This window comes from Enterobacter sp. YSU, from assembly GCF_016082135.1.
GTDB classification, from domain to species: Bacteria; Pseudomonadota; Gammaproteobacteria; order Enterobacterales; family Enterobacteriaceae; genus Enterobacter; species Enterobacter hormaechei_C.
Genome location: NZ_CP059487.1, coordinates 921,627 through 941,021 on the forward strand (window position 1 = coordinate 921,627; position 19,395 = coordinate 941,021).

At 54.3% G+C, this 19,395-nt stretch carries 14 protein-coding genes; 7 read left to right on the forward strand and 7 right to left on the reverse strand.

Annotated features, from left to right (window positions below):
• Positions 1-112 precede the first annotated feature (112 nt).
• The 6 genes from lptD to apaH are packed head-to-tail and all read left to right on the forward strand — an operon-like array spanning position 113 to position 6,842.
• On the forward strand, positions 113-2,464 hold the full coding sequence (gene lptD / locus H2Z33_RS04475) for an LPS assembly protein LptD (RefSeq protein ID WP_047737154.1): 2,352 nt from the start codon (positions 113-115) through the stop codon (positions 2,462-2,464).
• A 53-nt stretch (positions 2,465-2,517) separates the two neighbouring features.
• Entirely contained in the window at positions 2,518-3,804 is a 1,287-nt protein-coding gene (surA, locus tag H2Z33_RS04480) for a peptidylprolyl isomerase SurA (RefSeq protein WP_017383803.1), read from the forward strand.
• Positions 3,804-4,790, forward strand: coding sequence for a 4-hydroxythreonine-4-phosphate dehydrogenase PdxA (pdxA, locus tag H2Z33_RS04485; protein ID WP_015572650.1), 987 nt, complete (start codon positions 3,804-3,806; stop codon positions 4,788-4,790). The genes surA and pdxA overlap by 1 nt, the downstream gene beginning before the upstream one ends.
• Positions 4,787-5,608, forward strand: a complete 822-nt coding sequence (gene rsmA, locus H2Z33_RS04490; RefSeq protein ID WP_003856423.1) for a 16S rRNA (adenine(1518)-N(6)/adenine(1519)-N(6))-dimethyltransferase RsmA — start codon at positions 4,787-4,789, stop codon at positions 5,606-5,608. Before pdxA ends, rsmA begins: the two co-directional genes overlap by 4 nt.
• Positions 5,609-5,611: 3 nt before the next feature.
• A complete protein-coding gene (gene apaG, locus H2Z33_RS04495) occupies positions 5,612-5,989 on the forward strand; it encodes a Co2+/Mg2+ efflux protein ApaG (RefSeq protein WP_003856425.1) in 378 nt (125 codons plus the stop codon).
• 4 nt (positions 5,990-5,993) lie between these two features.
• A complete protein-coding gene (apaH, locus tag H2Z33_RS04500; RefSeq protein ID WP_015572649.1) occupies positions 5,994-6,842 on the forward strand; it encodes a bis(5'-nucleosyl)-tetraphosphatase (symmetrical) ApaH in 849 nt (282 codons plus the stop codon).
• 39 nt (positions 6,843-6,881) lie between these two features.
• On the opposite strand, the gene folA is transcribed toward apaH, so the two are convergent.
• The 3 genes from folA to kefF form a co-directional block, all read right to left on the reverse strand.
• On the reverse strand, positions 6,882-7,361 hold the full coding sequence (gene folA, locus H2Z33_RS04505; RefSeq protein ID WP_003856431.1) for a type 3 dihydrofolate reductase: 480 nt from the start codon (positions 7,359-7,361) through the stop codon (positions 6,882-6,884).
• 114 nt (positions 7,362-7,475) lie between these two features.
• Positions 7,476-9,341, reverse strand: a complete 1,866-nt coding sequence (kefC, locus tag H2Z33_RS04510) for a glutathione-regulated potassium-efflux system protein KefC (RefSeq protein WP_062938884.1) — start codon at positions 9,339-9,341, stop codon at positions 7,476-7,478.
• Positions 9,334-9,864 carry a glutathione-regulated potassium-efflux system oxidoreductase KefF gene (gene kefF / locus H2Z33_RS04515; RefSeq protein WP_017383806.1) on the reverse strand — a complete coding sequence of 177 codons (531 nt, stop codon included), beginning with the start codon at positions 9,862-9,864 and terminating at the stop codon, positions 9,334-9,336. The genes kefC and kefF overlap by 8 nt, the downstream gene beginning before the upstream one ends.
• Before the next feature lie 370 nt (positions 9,865-10,234).
• Between kefF and H2Z33_RS04520 the strand changes: the two genes are divergently transcribed.
• Positions 10,235-13,192 carry an autotransporter outer membrane beta-barrel domain-containing protein gene (locus tag H2Z33_RS04520; protein WP_177799040.1) on the forward strand — a complete coding sequence of 986 codons (2,958 nt, stop codon included), beginning with the start codon at positions 10,235-10,237 and terminating at the stop codon, positions 13,190-13,192.
• A gap of 48 nt (positions 13,193-13,240) precedes the next feature.
• On the opposite strand, the gene H2Z33_RS04525 is transcribed toward H2Z33_RS04520, so the two are convergent.
• From H2Z33_RS04525 to dapB, 4 genes are all read right to left on the reverse strand, one after another.
• Positions 13,241-13,474, reverse strand: a complete 234-nt coding sequence (locus tag H2Z33_RS04525) for a YgdI/YgdR family lipoprotein (protein WP_003856439.1) — start codon at positions 13,472-13,474, stop codon at positions 13,241-13,243.
• 140 nt (positions 13,475-13,614) lie between these two features.
• Entirely contained in the window at positions 13,615-16,839 is a 3,225-nt protein-coding gene (gene carB / locus H2Z33_RS04530) for a carbamoyl-phosphate synthase large subunit (RefSeq protein ID WP_023295906.1), read from the reverse strand.
• A gap of 18 nt (positions 16,840-16,857) precedes the next feature.
• Positions 16,858-18,006, reverse strand: coding sequence for a glutamine-hydrolyzing carbamoyl-phosphate synthase small subunit (gene carA, locus H2Z33_RS04535; RefSeq protein ID WP_023295905.1), 1,149 nt, complete (start codon positions 18,004-18,006; stop codon positions 16,858-16,860).
• 454 nt (positions 18,007-18,460) lie between these two features.
• Complete coding sequence (gene dapB, locus H2Z33_RS04540) at positions 18,461-19,282, reverse strand: 4-hydroxy-tetrahydrodipicolinate reductase (RefSeq protein WP_032671442.1); 822 nt, start codon at positions 19,280-19,282, stop codon at positions 18,461-18,463.
• Between the last annotated feature and the right edge of the window lie 113 nt (positions 19,283-19,395).

Genomic DNA, 19,395 nt, shown 5'->3' on the forward strand with positions numbered 1-19,395 from the left:
ACTCTGGCGCGCAAACGGGCAGGATTAACGCTGGTACTGCGCTGATGAGTAAGATAGTCTCTGAGCGTTTGTAAGCCGTAGCCACTGATGACGGAACAATAAAATACAACGTATGAAAAAACGTATCCCCACCCTTCTGGCCACAATGATTGGCACCGCCCTGTATAGCCAACAGGGGCTCGCAGCCGATCTCGCCTCGCAGTGTATGCTTGGCGTCCCAAGTTACAATCGCCCACTGGTGAAAGGCGATACGAATGACTTACCCGTCACCATTAATGCCGACAGTGCAAAAGGTAATTATCCTGACAATGCGACCTTTACGGGCAATGTCGATATTAACCAGGGAAACAGTCGCCTGCTTGCTGACGAAGTGCAATTGCACCAGAAGCAACCGGAAGGTGCTCAGGCGCCTGTCCGTACGGTGGATGCGCTGGGTAATGTGCACTATGACGACAATCAGGTCATCCTGAAAGGTCCGAAAGCCTGGTCGAATCTGAATACCAAAGACACCAACGTCTGGGAAGGTGATTACCAGATGGTCGGTCGTCAGGGGCGCGGTACCGCGGACCTGATGAAGCAGCGCGGCGAAAACCGCTACACCATTCTCGAAAACGGCACGTTTACCTCCTGTTTGCCAGGGTCAAATACCTGGAGCGTTGTGGGCAGTGAAGTGATCCACGACCGTGAAGAACAGGTTGCAGAGATCTGGAACGCCCGTTTTAAACTCGGCCCGGTGCCCATTTTCTATAGCCCTTACCTGCAACTGCCTGTGGGTGACAAACGTCGTTCAGGTTTCCTGATCCCGAACGCCAAGTACAGCACGTCGAACTACTTTGAGTTCTACCTGCCGTACTACTGGAACATTGCGCCCAACATGGACGCCACGATCACGCCGCACTATATCCATAAGCGCGGTAACATCATGTGGGAGAACGAATTCCGCTATCTGACCAAGGCGGGCGCGGGTCTGATGGAATTTGATTATCTGCCATCAGATAAGGTGTTCCAGGACGAGCATCCGAGCGAAGGTGATAAGCACCGCTGGATGTACTACTGGAAGCACGCCGGGGTATTGGATCAGGTGTGGCGTTTCAACATCGACTACACCAAAGTCAGCGATCCGTATTACTTCAACGACTTTGATTCTAAATACGGCTCCAGTACCGACGGTTACGCCACGCAGAAATTCAGCGTGGGCTACGCCATTGAGAACTTTGACGCGACGGTGTCGACCAAACAGTTCCAGGTATTTGATACGCAAACAAACAGCACCTACGGCGCAGAGCCGCAGCTGGACGTTAACTGGTACCAGAACGATGTGGGTCCTTTCGACACGCGCGTTTACGCGCAGGCGGTCCATTTCGTCAACACCAACTCGGATATGCCGGAAGCTACGCGTCTGCATATCGAGCCGACGATCAACCTGCCGTGGTCAAACGACTGGGCGAGCCTGAATACCGAAGCTAAGCTGATGGCCACCCACTACCAGCAGAAAAATCTGGACTGGTATAACAAACGCTATGGCACCGATCTTGAAGAGTCGGTAAACCGTACGCTTCCGCAATTCAAAATGGACGGGAAGCTGATCTTCGAACGTGATATGGGCCTTCTCGCCGATGGATACACCCAGACGCTTGAGCCGCGTATGCAGTATCTGTACGTGCCTTATCGCGATCAGAGCAAAATTCAAAACTACGACTCTTCCTTCCTGCAATCAGACTACAGCGGCCTGTTCCGTGACCGTACCTACGGCGGGCTTGACCGTATTGCGTCTGCTAACCAGTTAACGACTGGCGTCACAACGCGCGTATATGATGATGCTGCCGTTGAACGTTTTAACGTTTCTGTTGGTCAAATCTACTATTTCACCGAGTCTCGTACCGGTGATGACGACATTAACTGGGAGAAAGACAACAAAACGGGCTCACTGGTATGGGCGGGCGACACCTACTGGCGCATGACGGATCGTTGGGGTCTGCGCGGTGGTGTTCAGTACGATACACGACTGGACAATATCGCGACGGGCAGCGCAGCCATCGAATACCGTCGTGATGAAGACCGCATGTTGCAGTTGACGTACCGTTACGCCAGCCCGGAGTATATCCAGGCGACGCTGCCAAACTATGCGAATACAGACCAATACAAAGACGGTATTTCACAGGTGGGTACCGCCGCGAGCTGGCCGATCGCCGATCGTTGGTCAGTCGTCGGGGCCTACTACTATGACACGAATGCCCAAAAACCTGCTGACCAGATGCTGGGTCTGCAATACAACTCCTGCTGTTACGCAATACGTGTCGGTTACGAACGCAAACTTAACGGCTGGGATACGCAAAACAGTCAGGGCAAATATGATAACGTGATCGGCTTTAATATCGAGTTGCGCGGCCTGAGTTCTAACTACGGTCTGGGCACGCAGCAGATGCTGCGCTCGAACATTCTTCCGTATCGTAGTTCATTGTAATGTGCTTGATTTACAACGTAATCCGCTTTGCGGTTAATTGAAATGGAAAAAGTATGAAGAACTGGAAAACGCTGCTACTCGGTGTCGCTATGGTTGCGAATACCAGCTTCGCGGCCCCACAGGTTGTCGATAAAGTCGCGGCTGTGGTTAACAACGGCGTCGTGCTTGAAAGTGACGTTGACGGTTTGATGAAATCTGTAAAGCTCAACTCGGGCGAAGCAGGTCAACAGCTTCCGGATGACGCTACGCTGCGCCACCAGATCCTGGAGCGTCTGATCATGGATCAGATTGTTCTTCAGATGGGCCAGAAAATGGGCGTGACGATCTCTGACGAGCAGCTCGATCAGGCGATCGCCAACATTGCAAAGCAGAACAACATTACCCCGGATCAGATGCGTAGCCGCCTGGCCTATGACGGCATCAGCTATGCCACCTACCGTAATCAGATCCGTAAAGAGATGCTGATTTCAGAAGTGCGTAACAATGAAGTCCGTCGCCGCGTCACCATCCTGCCTCAGGAAGTGGATGCCCTGGCAAAACAAGTGGGGAATCAGAATGATGCCAGCACTGAGCTTAACCTGAGCCACATCCTGATCCCACTGCCGGAAAACCCAACTTCCGATCAGGCGGCTGAGGCGGAAAGCCAGGCGCGCGCTATCGTTGAGCAGGCGCGTAATGGCGATGACTTCGGCAAGCTGGCGATCACCTATTCCGCTGACCAGCAGGCGCTGAAAGGCGGCCAGATGGGCTGGGGCCGTATTCAGGAGCTGCCATCCCTGTTTGCCCAGGCGCTGAGCACGGCGAAGAAAGGCGACATCGTCGGTCCAATCCGTTCCGGTGTGGGCTTCCACATTCTGAAAGTGAACGACCTGCGCGGCCAGAGCCAGAACATTTCGGTTACCGAAGTGCATGCGCGTCATATCCTGCTTAAGCCGTCTCCGATCATGACTGACGATCAGGCTCGTGCGAAGCTGGAACAGATCGCGGCAGACATCAAGAGCGGTAAAACCACCTTCGATAAAGCGGCAAAAGAGTTCTCTCAGGATCCTGGCTCTGCAAACCAGGGCGGTGACCTGGGTTGGGCGGCAGCGGATATTTACGATCCGGCTTTCCGCGATGCGTTAATGAAGCTGAATAAAGGCCAGATGAGCGCGCCGGTGCACTCCTCCTTCGGCTGGCATCTGATCCAGCTGATGGACACGCGCAACGTGGATAAAACCGACGCGGCGCAGAAAGACCGTGCGTATCGCATGCTGTTTAACCGTAAGTTCTCTGAAGAAGCCGCAACCTGGATGCAGGAACAACGCGCCAGCGCTTACGTGAAAGTGTTGAGCAACTGATGAAACCGCATCGTGTTGTGATCACCCCCGGCGAACCCGCCGGGATTGGGCCTGACCTTGTGGTTCAGCTCGCCCAGCGCAGCTGGCCGGTAGAGTTGGTTGTCTGCGCAGATGCAACACTGTTACAAGACCGGGCAGCCTTGCTCGGTCTGCCTTTAACGCTCCTCCCTTACGTTGAAGGCCAACAGCCCGCACCGCAGCAGGCGGGTACTCTCACCCTGCTTTCTGTTCCGCTCCGTGCGCCTGTTGTCCCCGGTGAGTTACACACTGAAAACGGCCACTACGTCGTCGAGACGCTGGCGCGCGCCTGTGACGGTTGCCTTCAGGGCGAATTTGCCGCCCTGATCACCGGTCCGGTGCATAAAGGCGTGATCAATGACGCGGGCATTCCGTTTACCGGGCATACCGAATTTTTCGAAGAGCGTTCGCACAGCCCGAAAGTGGTGATGATGCTGGCAACCGAAGCAATGCGCGTTGCGCTGGTAACAACGCACCTGCCGATCAAAGCCATTCCGGATGCCATTACGCCTGAACTCCTGCGTGAGATCATTGGCATTTTGCATCACGATCTGCAAACCAAATTCGGCATTCCGCAGCCGCATGTGCTGGTTTGCGGCCTGAATCCGCACGCGGGTGAGGGCGGACATATGGGCACCGAAGAGATCGACACCATCATTCCGGTGCTTGAGGAGATGCGGGCGAAGGGGATGAACCTCAGCGGGCCTCTGCCTGCCGACACCCTTTTCCAGCCCAAATACCTGGATAATGCCGACGCCGTACTCGCGATGTACCACGATCAGGGTCTGCCCGTGCTAAAATACCAGGGCTTTGGCCGCGGGGTGAATATCACCCTCGGTTTACCCTTTATTCGAACGTCCGTTGACCACGGTACTGCGCTGGATCTGGCAGGCCAGGGAAAAGCGGATGTCGGCAGTTTTATTACGGCGCTTAATCTCGCCATCAAAATGATTGTTAATACTCAATGACTAATCGAGTCCATCAGGGCCACTTAGCCCGTAAACGCTTCGGGCAAAACTTCCTCAACGATCAGTTTGTGATCGACAGTATCGTTTCTGCCATTAATCCGCAGAAAGGTCAGGCCATGGTCGAAATCGGCCCGGGTCTTGCCGCGCTGACCGAGCCGGTAGGCGAACGCCTCGACGAACTGACCGTTATCGAACTCGACCGCGATCTGGCCGCGCGTCTGCAAACGCACCCGTTCCTCGGGCCGAAGCTGACGATTTATCAGCAGGATGCGATGACCATGAACTTTGGCGAACTGTCAGAAAAAATGGGACAGCCGCTGCGCGTGTTCGGTAACCTGCCGTACAACATCTCCACCCCGCTGATGTTCCATCTGTTTAGCTATACTGATGCCATTGCCGACATGCACTTCATGTTGCAAAAAGAGGTCGTTAACCGTCTGGTTGCAGGGCCGAACAGTAAAGCGTATGGTCGTTTAAGCGTGATGGCGCAATATTACTGCAACGTGATCCCGGTATTAGAAGTACCGCCTTCCGCATTCACGCCACCGCCAAAGGTAGATTCTGCGGTTGTGCGCCTGGTGCCACATAAAACGATGCCGTACCCGGTCAAAGACCTGCGCGTGCTGAGCCGTATCACGACAGAAGCCTTTAACCAGCGCCGTAAAACGATTCGTAACAGCCTTGGCAATCTGTTTACCGTTGACGTATTAGCTGAGTTGGGCATCGACCCGGCAATGCGTGCGGAAAATATTTCCGTAGAGCAGTACTGCAAGCTGGCTAATTACATCAGCGACAATGCACCGCCGAAGGAGAGCTAAGCCATGATTGATTCGCCCCGCGTCTGTGTTCAGGTTCAAAGCGTCTACATTGAGTCCCAATCCACACCGGATGAAGAACGTTTTGTCTTTGCTTATACCGTAACCATTCGCAATCTGGGGCGGATGCCTGTGCAACTGCTCGGGCGCTACTGGCTTATCACCAACGGCAATGGCCGTGAAATTGAAGTCCAGGGCGAAGGCGTGGTCGGTGAACAACCCCATATCGCCCCTGGCGAAGAGTATCAGTACACCAGCGGCGCGGTCATTGAAACGCCGCTGGGTACCATGCAAGGCCATTATGAAATGGTCGATGCCGACGGCAATGCTTTCCGCATTGCTATTCCCGTATTCCGTCTCGCCGTACCTACACTTATTCATTAATCTAATGTCTACATATCTGATTGGCGACGTTCACGGTTGCTACGATGAACTGATCGCATTATTAAAACAGGTCGACTTCACCCCCGGGCAGGACACGCTCTGGCTGACGGGCGACTTAGTGGCGCGCGGTCCCGGTTCCCTGGACGTCCTCCGCTATGTCAAATCGCTGGGTGACAGCGTGCGCATGGTGCTGGGCAACCACGATCTGCATCTGCTGGCCGTATACGCCGGGATCAGCCGTAATAAGCCGAAAGATCGCATTACCCCCCTGCTGGAAGCACCGGATGCCGATGAGTTGCTCAACTGGCTGCGTCGCCAGCCGCTGCTACAGATTGACGAAGAGAAAAAACTGGTGATGGCGCATGCCGGCATCACGCCTCAGTGGGATCTTGAGACGGCAAAAACCTGCGCGCGCGACGCCGAAGCGGTGCTGGCGAGCGACTCCTACCCGTTCTTCCTTGATGCGATGTACGGCGACATGCCAAATAACTGGAGTGATGACCTCAGCGGCCTGGCACGACTGCGTTTTATCACCAATGCTTTTACGCGGATGCGCTACTGCTTCCCGAACGGGCAACTGGATATGTATTGCAAAGATACGCCTGAAAATGCCCCTGCGCCGCTTAAGCCATGGTTTGCGATTCCGGGCCCCGTGACAAACGAATACAGTGTGGTATTTGGACACTGGGCATCGCTGGAAGGAAAAGGCACCCCGGAAAATATCTATGCGCTGGATACCGGATGCTGCTGGGGCGGGGATTTAACCTGCTTACGCTGGGAAGATAAAACTTACTTTGTGCAGCCATCCAACCGACAGCTGGACTTAGGCGAGGGTGAGGCAGTCGCCTCCTGAAGATGTTTATCCTCTCCCTTCGGGGAGAGGATAAAACCGTTAACGACGTTCCAGAATTTCGAAGCAGTAGCTGTGTGAGTTCTGCGCATCCGCATCGTGAAACTCACTGAATACGGACTCCCACTCGTCCGGATCGTAATCCGGGAAATGGGTATCCCCTTCCACTTCCGCATCAATGTGCGTCAGATACAGTTTCTGCGCTTTAGGCAGGAACTGCTCATACACACGCCCCCCGCCGATCACCATGATCTCTTCGGCATCGCCGCAGGCGGCAATTGCTTCATCAACGGACTTAACCCACTGAACGCGATCGTCAGTGCCCGGCTGGCTACTGATCACAATATTCTTACGACCCGGCAGTGGACGACCAATCGACTCCCAGGTCAGGCGGCCCATCACTACCGGCTTGTTTAACGTAGTACGTTTAAACCATGCGAGATCGGCAGGCAGGTTCCACGGCATGGCGTTTTCCATGCCGATAACGCGGTCTACCGCCAGCGCTGCAATCAGACTGATCATTGAAAATTTCCCGGATGCAAAAAATTGCCGCCACTATACGGAAAGCTTAATCTTTCGTCGACTGGCGGCAGGGTAAAGAATTAGAAATTTTTTAATATTGCTGGCAACTCCACTTCACGCAGAGGGTTTACTCTCCGGTTCATCCGCAGGATCACCAGTATGCTTGCCCTCTTCCGTTCCTTGCCAGCCGTGGCGCTGAACCAGCGACAGATGATTACGATCCTCGTTGATGATCTCCGTCAGCATGGTGCTGGTGCGTTTAAACACCGCAGCGCGTTCGGTTGCCGTACTGATCGCCATCGCCACCATCTCTTCCACCATCTCATGATTAAAACGGCGGAACAGATCGGCACGCTCACGCGCTTCATACGCACCAAGCCCCAGGCTTTCCAGCGCCATGCGGCCAGATTTAAGCGCCCCTTCGAAGGTTTCGCGTTCAGGGGCTGCCACACCCGCCTGACGCAGCTGGATGTAGTGATCCACATCGCGCGCACGGGAGATAATGGTCAGATGCGGAAAATGCTCTTTAACCAGCTCAACCATCTGCATACTGGTCTCTGGATCGTCAATGGCATTAATCAACACCTCGGCTTTCGCCGCCCCGGCGGATTCCAGCAGATCAACTCGGGTCGCATCACCGTAAAACACTTTCATATCGAATTTACGCAGCGTATCGACATGGTCAGGATCGTGATCGAGGATAACCATTTTGACTCCGCTGGAGAGCAGTAAACGGCCAGTAATCTGCCCGAATCGGCCAAATCCGGCGATGATCACCCGCGGCTGCTCCTCGTCGATCTCATCGGCTTCTCGCTCCTGTTCGCTTCCCGTTTTCTCCAGACGCGTCAGCAGCACCAGCAGGATCGGCGTTGCGGCCATCGACAGCGCAACCGCCAGCGTCAGCGCTTTTGCCCATTCCGGATCGAGTACATTTGCCATCTGCGCTGCGCCAAAGACAACGAAAGCAAACTCACTCCCCTGCCCCAGCAGCACGGCAAACCAGCGGCGTTGCGGTTTTGGCACATTTAACGGGCGGGCAATCAGCCACAGCATCGCCATTTTAATGACCAGGAAACCCACCAGCAGAATGATGATGCGCAGCGGATGGGTTACCAGCGTCCCGAAGTCGATAGACATCCCGACGCCGATGAAAAACAGCCCCAGCAGCAATCCTTTAAACGGCTCGATATCGCTTTCCAGCGCGTGACGGTATTCGGAGCTTGCCAGTAAGACTCCCGCGAGGAAGGCGCCCATTGCCATCGACAGCCCGGCCTCTTCCAGCAGCAATCCAAAACCAAACACCAGGAATAACGCAACGGCGCTGAATACTTCGCGCAGGCCAGAGCGAGCAACAAAGCGCAGCAGCGGACGCGTTACGTAGCGACCAAGCAGAACAACCAGCGCCAGCGCACCGGCAACCTTCAGCGCTGATAAGGCAAATGCTCCCAGCGTCGTTGATGCGCCGCTGGCTGCCAGCAGCGGGATCATCGCCACCAGCGGGATGGCGGCAATATCCTGGAACAACAGTACGGAGAAGGTGCTGCGCCCCATTTGCGACACCGTCAGATTACGCTCGTTCATTGCCTGCATGGCAATCGCCGTCGAGGAGAGCGCCAGCGTCATGCCGATCAGCTCTGCGACTTTCCACTCCATCCCCAGCAGAATGCAGAACCCGCCCAACAGCAGACCGCAGGCCAGCATTTGCAGGGCGCCTCCGCCAAACACCGAGGCGCGCAGTTTCCACAGCCGCTGCGGATCCAGCTCCAGACCAATCACAAACAGCATCAGCACCACGCCGATCTCCGCAAAATGCAGGATCGACTCGGCATCCGTCACCAGCCGAAAGCCCCAGGGGCCAATCACACACCCGGCAATCAGATAGCCGAGCACCGAGCCCAGCCCCAGACGAACCGCCACGGGCACAATTAATGCCGCCGCGCCGAGGTAAATCAGCGCCTGTATCAGCGTATGGCTATCCATTGTGCGTCTCCTGCCACTCAAGTAAACGTTGTTTGTAGTGACGAGCCTGCGCCTGCAAGGTTTCATCGTCGCAGACAAAGGTACAGTGCATCGCAAAAGGCGGAAGCCAGTTCAGACCGCAGTAAAGGGCAGTAGCCTGGAGCGGCTGCGCCAGCACGTCAAATCCGGGGAAGGCGCCAATCTCAAAGTGGCTTTCCCCCCCGCCGGTGGTAACAGCCCACATCAGGCTTTTGCCCTGAAGCGCGTTGCCGTTGTGCCCATATGCCCAACCGTGGGAGAAAACTTTGTCGATCCACAATTTCAGCAGCGGAGGCGTGCTGTACCACTGCATCGGATGCTGCCAGACGATCAGATCGGCACGGGAGAGCGCCTCCTGTTCGGCGGCGACATCGATATTGAAATCAGGATAGAGTTGATAGAGGGAACGTATCTCTACGTTTTCAAGCGTCCTTGCCTGCTCAAGCATCCGCTTATTCGCATGCGAGTGCTGCGGATAGGGGTGCGCATAAATTATCAGAATCATGTATATGCCCGTCTTTTACTTTTCTTGTGCAATGAGTGTAGACAGTTACCACCCCGACTTAAAGGGGTCATCTTACGCTTCAAAGTAAATCGCAAGTATTGGCAATCATCACCACTTCAACAGCGATTACGGCGCTAAAGAAAGAAAACGACGCGTACGACAAATTCATGCCGCAAAATAATAGTAACAACTCATATTGCCAACAGATATTTTTAGAGGACCTTAAGTCATTCTTTAATAAAACAGTCTGTACATAACCCATTGAAAAAATAATAATTTTACGCTCTTTGTTTTGAGCTCATTATTTAGGCGGTCGATATACGTTTCACACACGTGTCGAATATTCCTTCTCACTCAAATGGATGTGTACATGAGCAACAAACCCTCCCAATTAAATAATACAACCAAAACTCTGGGAAAGATATTTCCTGCCTTGTTGATATGCACCCCTGCGGTTGCGTTTTCTGCAACGATTGACCAATCAACTTCTGTTCCTCAAGATTTCTCAGCCGATGCTGAATATGTTATTAATAAAGACGTGACGATATCTTCCGCAGATAGTGAAGCGGCGGTATCTGTCACTGGGTTTACTATCAATAATATCACTAACGAAGGGAATATTTCCGGTAGGGAAACTGGCCTGGATATAAATACTGCCGCGCAACGTGTTGTGGTGAATAACGAGGAAGGTGCCGCCATCACATCGAAATCGGCTACAGCTATTAGTATTGAATCAATGCAAGGTGAAATTAGCAACCGTGGGAATATAACCGCTTTTGAGGATGGTATATTCGTTAGTGAAAACTCATCGGCTGTAAGTATTTCAAATAGCACAACCGGAGTTATTAAAGGTAAAACTGGCCTGAACGCACTTGCAGGCGTTGCCATTAATAATGCGGGTACGATCACTGGTACAGCGAATGATGGAATCGCTCTGAGCGAGGGTAACACTAAGGTCATAAATACTGGTAACGTGCAGGGTGCACAATACGGTTTTAATGTAACGAATAATGCAAAAGTAGATATCACGAATAGCGGAACGATTAGTGGTGATACAGCCGCTGTTATGTTTGCCAGCAATAAAAATAACACCCTGGTGCTTGATACGGGTTCCACTCTTATCGGAGACGTTATTTCCACCAATTCCACGGGAAACACTCTCACCCTGATCGGCACCGGTACGGAAGACAGTAACTTTGTGGGTCTGAACGAAGGCGACGGTTTTGCCAGTATAAAAATGATGGGCGAAAATTGGGCGCTGTCGGGCGATCTCGATATTATTGGCTCTGGCGATTCCTTGCTGATAGACACGGGCGCGTTAACCCTGTCAGGCGCGGTATCGAATACCGGTAATACTCGGGTGGCCAAAGATGCTTCGTTGCAACTGGGCGATGGCGAAAAAACCGCGACCCTCAGCGGTGGGCTCACCAACAACGGTACCGTCATTTTTAACCAGGGAAGCGATTTCACTTTCGCCACCGACATGACCGGTAGCGGTAACGTCGAAAAAGTTGATTCCAACACCCTGACCCTGACGGGCAAAAATAGCTATACAGGGGATACGGTTCTGCACGGCGGCACCACGCTGGTCTCCACCGGCGCAACGCTCGGCGTCAAGGGCAGTAACGCCACCGTTACCGTTGAAAATGGCGCGACCTTTGCCACCGCAGGCGAAGTGAACAACAACATCGCGGTTCTTAGCGGCGGTACGCTGGCGGCATGGAATGCAGTCCAGGGTAACTCCACGCTCAGCGCTTCCGGCGTCGATACCATCAACGGCAACGTGACTAATGGCGGCACGCTGTTACTCAGTGCGGCTAATAATAGCGTTGGCAATAATTTTACGATTAATGGCGACTACACCGGCTCTGACGGTAGCCAGATCGTGATGAACAGCACCCTGGGTGAAGATAATTCACCAACTGATCACCTCACTATTACGGGCAGCAGCTTCGGTCAGTCCGGCATCAGCATCACCAACATTGGCGGCGCAGGCGCGCAAACCATTAACGGTATGGAAATTGTCAGCATCGGCGGCAGTTCCGAAGCCCAACTGACGCTGGCAAAACCAGTCGTTGCAGGCGCCTGGGAATATAGCCTCTACCAGCACAGTGACGGCAACTGGTATCTGGAATCAAAGGCGACGCCTTCTGATGATCCTTCCGACGACACCGATGACGGTGGCAATACTGATGATGGCGATAACACCGACAACGGCGGCAACACCGACAACGGCGGTAACACCGACAACGGCGGCAACACCGATAACGGCGATAACACCGATAACGGCGGCAACACCGACAACGGCGGCAACACCGACAACGGCGGCAACACCGATGATGGTGGCAACACCGACAACGGCGGCAACACTGACAACGGCGGTAACAATGCTCCGGAAGTCATGGCACCTGAAGTGGGTGCTTACTTAGGTAACTACCTTGCCGCACAGGGCATGTTCCTGCATAAGCGTGACGATCGCGACCAGATCACCTTCCGCAATGAAGACGACCTGAACACCTGGATGTACGTTAAGGGTCGCTATCACGAGAACGATGCGGGTGGCGATAAAGTCAGCTACGACACCACCACCACCGTACTGCAAGTCGGCAGCGATTTCATGAGCAAGCCAATGGATAACGGCATCCTGCGTGCTGGCGGGATGTTCGGTGCAGGCCAGGCGAAGACCCACTCTGATGCGAAGCACAACGTACGTGACGCACAGGGTAAGGTTGATGGCTTCAATGTTGGGCTGTACGCCACCTGGCAGGAAGATCAGAAATTACGTCTGGGCAGCTACGTTGATACCTGGGCCGCTTATAGCTGGTACAACAACAACGTCACCAGCAATCGCAACGATGAAGACTACGATAGTGAAGGTTTCGCCGCGTCTGTTGAAGTCGGCCACGCGTGGATAATCCAGTCTGAAAATGAACGCACCTGGAAGATCGAGCCGCAGGCGCAGGTGATCTACAGCTATCTCGATCAGGAAAATCATACCGATCGCGACGGCGTACGCGTCACTACCCTGGACAATGACAGCGTCTTTGGTCGTCTCGGCGTTAAAGCAAGCTACTTCCAGCAGAAGGACGTCAAGGCCTGGCAGCCGTACGTTGCGGTTAACTGGTTGAAAGGTGCTGGTCAAAACGATCTGGCATTCAACGACGAGACCGTCAGCAACGATACGCCGGAAGATCGTGGTCAGTTAGAGTTGGGCTTAACCGGCAACCTGAACGAAACCACGACGATCTCCCTGCGTGCCAGCGGCGAGTGGGGTGAAAACAGCTATGCCGCCTACGGCGGTCATATTTTGTTAAACCATCGCTGGTAATCGATCATCCTGAAGCAAAAAAGCAGTGGCATGTGCCACTGCTTTTTTTTAGTTATCCAGCTCGCCCATTGATTTAACCTGGTCACGGTTAATCTGTTCAGTTTGACCGGTTTCGGCGTTTTTGTACGATACCAGACCGGTATCGTCATCCACCTGCGGTTTCCCGTCAGTAACAATCGTTTTGCCATCGGTGGTTTTTACGGCCTGATTGGACGAACAGCCCGCCACGGTGAACATTGCGGTGGCAGCCAGAACGGAAGCGATCAGTAGTTTATTTTGCATGGTGTTTTCCCTTGCTCTCAGTTGAATTTTCGTTATCGACCTGACTATTTTAGGCTAACTGACTGAAAGCGGATGAAAAACCAGAAGGTTCTTAAGATGGGAAAATTGCCCGGTAACCGGATGGCACCGGGCAATGTGTGTTACTTGCTAATCTGAGCGTGCATTTCCTGCACCGAAATCACCTTCTCGGTGGCATCCGCATTCAGCGCCATGGCCGTCGCGAAACCGCCGTTCAGGGTGGTGTCGTAATGCACTTTGTACTGGAGCGCGCTGCGGCGAATCAGTTTGGAGTCTTCAATCGCCTGGCGACCTGCGGTGGTGTTAATGATGTAGGTGTACTCGCCATTCTTAATGCGGTCCTGAATGTGCGGACGACCTTCATGCACTTTGTTCACCAGACGCGGGTTGATACCCGCTTCACCCAACACAATCGCCGTACCGTGAGTGGCGTCCAGCTCGAAGCCCTGTTTCAGCAGCTTGGCGGCCAGGTCAACCACGCGCTCTTTATCGCCTTCGCGAACGGAGAGCAGCGCACGGCCAGATTTTCTCATGGTGGAGCTACTGCCCAGCTGCGCTTTCGCAAACGCTTCTGCGAAGGTACGGCCAACGCCCATCACTTCCCCGGTAGAGCGCATCTCTGGCCCTAACAGCGGGTCAACGCCCGGGAATTTGTTGAACGGCAGTACCACCTCTTTCACCGAGTAGTACGGCGGGATAATTTCTTTCGTGACGCCCTGCTGAGCCAGCGTCTGGCCAGCCATCACGCGCGCCGCCACTTTCGCCAGCGGAATACCGGTCGCTTTGGAGACGAACGGTACGGTACGCGCCGCACGCGGGTTGACTTCAATCAGATAGACTTCGTTGTCTTTTACCGCGAACTGAACGTTCATCAGGCCGCGAACCTGAAGCTCGAAGGCCAGCTTCTGCACCTGCTGGCGCATTACGTCCTGAATCTCCTGGCTCAGGGTGTACGCTGGCAGAGAACAGGCGGAGTCACCGGAGTGCACGCCCGCCTGCTCGATGTGCTCCATGATGCCGCCAATCAGCACCCTTTCGCCGTCGCAGATGGCATCCACGTCGACTTCAACCGCGTCGTCGAGGAAGCGGTCGAGCAGCACTGGCGCATCGTTGGAAACGCTCACCGCCGTCTGGAAGTAGCGACGCAGGTCCGCTTCGTCGTAGACGATTTCCATCGCGCGGCCGCCCAGTACGTAGGATGGACGCACCACCAGCGGGTAGCCGATCTCTTTCGCTTTCTCAACGGCCATTTCAATTGCGGTCACGGTGGCGTTCGCCGGCTGTTTCAGTTTGAGACGGTCAACCGCCTGCTGGAAACGCTCGCGGTCTTCCGCACGGTCAATCGCATCCGGGCTGGTGCCGATAACCGGCACACCTGCTGCTTCCAGCGCGCGCGCCAGCTTCAGCGGAGTCTGGCCGCCGTACTGCACGATCACGCCTTTTGGCTTCTCGATGCGCACGATTTCCAGCACGTCTTCCAGGGTGACCGGCTCGAAGTAGAGGCGGTCGGAAGTGTCGTAGTCGGTCGAGACGGTTTCCGGGTTACAGTTGACCATAATGGTCTCGTAACCGTCTTCGCGCAGCGCCAGTGAGGCGTGTACGCAGCAGTAGTCAAACTCGATGCCCTGGCCGATACGGTTTGGACCGCCGCCCAGCACCATAATCTTGTCGCGGTCGACGGACGGGTTCGCTTCGCACTCCTCTTCATAGGTGGAGTACATGTATGCGGTATCGGTCGAGAATTCAGCCGCACAGGTGTCCACGCGCTTGTAGACCGGGTGCAGGTCGTACTGGTCGCGCAGCTTGCGGATTTCCGCTTCACGCACGCCCGCCAGCTTAGCCAGACGCGCATCGGCGAAGCCTTTACGCTTCAACATGCGCAGGAAGTCTGCGTCCAGGCCGTTGATGCCCAGCTCCGCCACTTTCTCTTCCAGACGCACCAGCTCTTCAATTTGCACCAGGAACCAGCGGTCGATGTTAGTCAGGTTAAATACGCCGTCGACGGACAGGCCCGCGCGGAAGGCATCGGCGATGTACCAGATACGCTCTGCGCCCGCGTCTTTCAGCTCGCGGCGGATTTTGGTCAGCGCTTCCGGGTCGTCCAGGCTGACTTTCGGGTCAAAGCCGGTCGCGCCCACTTCCAGGCCGCGCAGTGCTTTTTGCAGGGATTCCTGCTGCGTGCGGCCAATCGCCATGACTTCACCAACGGATTTCATCTGGGTAGTCAGACGGTCGTTGGCACCGACGAATTTCTCGAAGTTAAAGCGTGGAATTTTGGTCACAACGTAGTCGATGGACGGTTCGAAGGACGCTGGCGTGCGGCCACCGGTGATATCGTTCATCAGCTCGTCAAGGGTGTAACCCACCGCCAGTTTCGCCGCCACTTTCGCAATCGGGAAGCCGGTGGCTTTGGAGGCCAGTGCGGAGGAACGGGACACGCGCGGGTTCATTTCGATAACAATCAGACGGCCGGTTTTCGGGTTCACCGAGAACTGCACGTTAGAGCCGCCGGTTTCCACGCCGATTTCACGCAGTACCGCCATCGAGGCGTTACGCATGATTTGGTACTCTTTGTCGGTCAGCGTCTGAGCTGGCGCAACGGTGATGGAGTCACCGGTGTGGATCCCCATCGCGTCGAAGTTTTCGATGGAGCAGACGATGATGCAGTTGTCGTTTTTATCACGCACCACTTCCATCTCGTACTCTTTCCAGCCAATCAGCGATTCATCAATCAGCAACTCTTTGGTTGGGGAGAGATCCAGGCCGCGCTCGCAAATTTCTTCAAACTCTTCGCGGTTGTAGGCAATGCCGCCGCCGGTGCCACCCATGGTGAAGGAAGGGCGGATGATGCACGGATAACCCACTTCAGCCGCAACGGCCAGCGCTTCTTCCATATTGTGCGCGATACCGGAACGTGCGGTATCAAGGCCAATTTTTTTCATTGCCACGTCGAAGCGGCGACGGTCTTCTGCTTTATCAATCGCGTCGGCGGTCGCACCGATCATGGTCACGCCGAACTCTTCCAGCACGCCCTGACGCTCCAGCTCCAGCGCACAGTTCAGCGCCGTCTGGCCGCCCATGGTCGGCAGCACCGCGTCCGGACGCTCTTTCTCGATAATTTTGCGTACCACTTCCCAGTGAATCGGCTCGATGTAGGTCGCATCCGCCATTTCCGGGTCGGTCATGATGGTGGCCGGGTTAGAGTTTACCAGGATGACACGGTAACCCTCTTCACGCAGGGCTTTACACGCCTGCGCACCGGAGTAGTCGAATTCGCAGGCCTGGCCGATGACAATCGGGCCAGCGCCAAGGATCAGGATGCTTTTTATGTCTGTACGTTTTGGCATGGTCTTCTCAGCTCCTGATTATTTAGCGGTCTTACGGTATTGCTCGATAAGTTCGATGAAGTGATCGAACAGCGGCGCGGCATCGTGTGGGCCCGGGCTGGCTTCAGGGTGGCCCTGGAAGCTGAACGCAGGCTTATCGGTGCGATGGATACCCTGCAAGGTACCATCGAACAGTGACTTATGCGTCACGCGCAGGTTAGCTGGCATCGTTGCTTCATCCACAGCGAAGCCGTGGTTCTGCGCGGTGATCATCACCGTGTTGTTGTCGATATCTTTCACCGGGTGGTTACCACCGTGGTGGCCAAACTTCATCTTGACGGTGTTCGCTCCGCTCGCCAGCGCCAGCAGCTGATGGCCGAGACAGATGCCGAATACTGGGATGTCGGTTTCAAGGAAGGACTTGATGGCGTCGATAGCGTAGTCGCACGGCGCCGGGTCGCCAGGACCGTTAGAGAGGAAGATGCCGTCCGGGTTCATCTTCAGAACATCTTCAGCAGAGGTTTTCGCCGGAACCACCGTCAGGCGGCAGCCACGGTCAACCAGCATACGCAGGATGTTGCGCTTGGCGCCAAAATCATAGGCCACCACGTGGAACGGCAGCTCGCTTTCCGGTTTCGCTTCCGGCAGGTCGCCTTCCAGCGTCCAGCTTCCCTGCGTCCAGCTGTAGGCTTCAGCGGTGGTCACTTCTTTCGCCAGGTCCATACCGTTCAGTCCCGGGAAGGCTTTCGCTTTTTCCAGCGCCAGCGTCGCATCGAGGTTATCCCCTGCGATGATACAACCGTTTTGTGCACCCTTCTCGCGCAGCAGACGCGTCAGCTTACGGGTATCGATATCGGCAATCGCCACAATGTTGTGGCGCTTCAGGTAAGAAGAGAGGTCTTCGGTGTTGCGGAAGTTGCTGGCAATCAGCGGCAGGTCGCGAATGACCAGGCCTTGCGCATGTACCTGAGAGGATTCTTCGTCAGCCGCATTGGTGCCGACATTGCCGATATGAGGATAAGTAAGAGTAACGATTTGGCGAGAATAGGAAGGATCAGTGAGGATTTCTTGATAACCGGTCATTGAAGTATTGAAAACGACTTCCCCAACCGCCGAACCCGTTGCCCCTATGGCCCGACCGATAAACTGGGTTCCGTCTTCCAGAACCAATAGCGCTGACTTAATCAAAACACCCTCCAGAGAATATTCACTCACTTTATTTGCATATTAATTCATAACCATGTCATGGATCAATGCAAATGTGTTGCCAGCGGATTTTTGGCAAACGGCGGCATTCTGGGGATTTGCCATGTAAAAGTCAACTTAAAACGGGAGTTTTGTATATTCTTTTGCAAGCCTGGCGGTCTGAACTCAGATTAAGCGGCAAAAAGATCAACTAAATCACTGTGGAAACCGCTTGCGTATGCTGTTTAATAGAAAGGAACGTCTTGCAGGAATAAAAAGTGGACCAAATGGTCAAAATTTACAGTTCAGCAACAGAAATTATCGACAAAACACTTACTTTAAATCAGTTAGACACAATAAACACCCAAAACAGACAAAATAAAAGGGCAATAAAATATTGCCCTATGCAATCAAGTAATTACGACTGCAATAACCACATCACGAAGGGTAATAATGCTTACAAATTGTTGAGTTCGAGGACATCTCGCATATCAAAAAGACCATTACGCTTACCTTTCAGCCACAATGCCGAACGTACCGCCCCGTTTGCAAATGTCATGCGGCTGGATGCTTTATGAGTGATTTCGATCCTTTCGCCAATATCGGCGAACATAGCGGTATGTTCACCGACGATATCACCTGCGCGAACGGTGGCAAACCCAATGGTGCCAGGCACGCGCTCGCCAGTGTGGCCTTCGCGAGAATAGACCGCGATGTCTTTCAAATCTTTATCCATTGCACACGCAATCGCTTCGCCCATTGCCAGCGCCGTGCCTGACGGAGCATCGACTTTGTGGCGATGGTGCGCTTCGACGATTTCAATGTCGGTGTAGTCGCCCATCACCTTCGCCGCCTTCTCCAGCAGTTTCAGCATGACGTTTACCCCCACGCTAAAGTTTGCCGCAAAGACAATCGCAATCTCAGTGGACGCATCCTGAATGGCTTGCTTACCGGCCTCGTCAAAACCGGTGGTGCCAATCACCATCCCTTTACCGTGCTGACGGCAAAACGCCAGGTGAGCCAACGTGCCTTCAGGGCGGGTAAAATCGATAAACACGTCAAAGTCTTCTTTCACCGCCTCAAGGCTGCTCTGCACGGTAACGCCCGTCTGACCTGCGCCCGCCAGCTCGCCTGCATCGGCTCCCAAAAGCGATGAACCTTCACGCTCCAGCGCCGCGCCAAGCGCCACGCCATCCATCTGTAGTGCCGCCTGAATCAGCTGACGGCCCATACGTCCACCCGCGCCCGCAATGGCGACGCGGATCTGTGCATCATGCATAGTTATTCTCTTACGTTAAAATGATGTAAATCGTTTTCAGATTAACCAGCCTTTGCACAGGCTGCCACAGAAAACGCCGATAATTAGAATTTAATGATAAACAGGGTGAGATA

Coding starts and splice junctions, on each gene's coding strand:
- lptD (WP_047737154.1), top strand. CDS start 113: ATGAAAAAACGTATCCCCACCCTTCTGGCCACAATGATTGGCACCGCC.
- surA (WP_017383803.1), top strand. CDS start 2,518: ATGAAGAACTGGAAAACGCTGCTACTCGGTGTCGCTATGGTTGCGAAT.
- pdxA (WP_015572650.1), top strand. CDS start 3,804: ATGAAACCGCATCGTGTTGTGATCACCCCCGGCGAACCCGCCGGGATT.
- rsmA (WP_003856423.1), top strand. CDS start 4,787: ATGACTAATCGAGTCCATCAGGGCCACTTAGCCCGTAAACGCTTCGGG.
- apaG (WP_003856425.1), top strand. CDS start 5,612: ATGATTGATTCGCCCCGCGTCTGTGTTCAGGTTCAAAGCGTCTACATT.
- apaH (WP_015572649.1), top strand. CDS start 5,994: ATGTCTACATATCTGATTGGCGACGTTCACGGTTGCTACGATGAACTG.
- folA (WP_003856431.1), bottom strand. CDS start 7,361: ATGATCAGTCTGATTGCAGCGCTGGCGGTAGACCGCGTTATCGGCATG.
- kefC (WP_062938884.1), bottom strand. CDS start 9,341: ATGGATAGCCATACGCTGATACAGGCGCTGATTTACCTCGGCGCGGCG.
- kefF (WP_017383806.1), bottom strand. CDS start 9,864: ATGATTCTGATAATTTATGCGCACCCCTATCCGCAGCACTCGCATGCG.
- H2Z33_RS04520 (WP_177799040.1), top strand. CDS start 10,235: ATGAGCAACAAACCCTCCCAATTAAATAATACAACCAAAACTCTGGGA.
- H2Z33_RS04525 (WP_003856439.1), bottom strand. CDS start 13,474: ATGCAAAATAAACTACTGATCGCTTCCGTTCTGGCTGCCACCGCAATG.
- carB (WP_023295906.1), bottom strand. CDS start 16,839: ATGCCAAAACGTACAGACATAAAAAGCATCCTGATCCTTGGCGCTGGC.
- dapB (WP_032671442.1), bottom strand. CDS start 19,282: ATGCATGATGCACAGATCCGCGTCGCCATTGCGGGCGCGGGTGGACGT.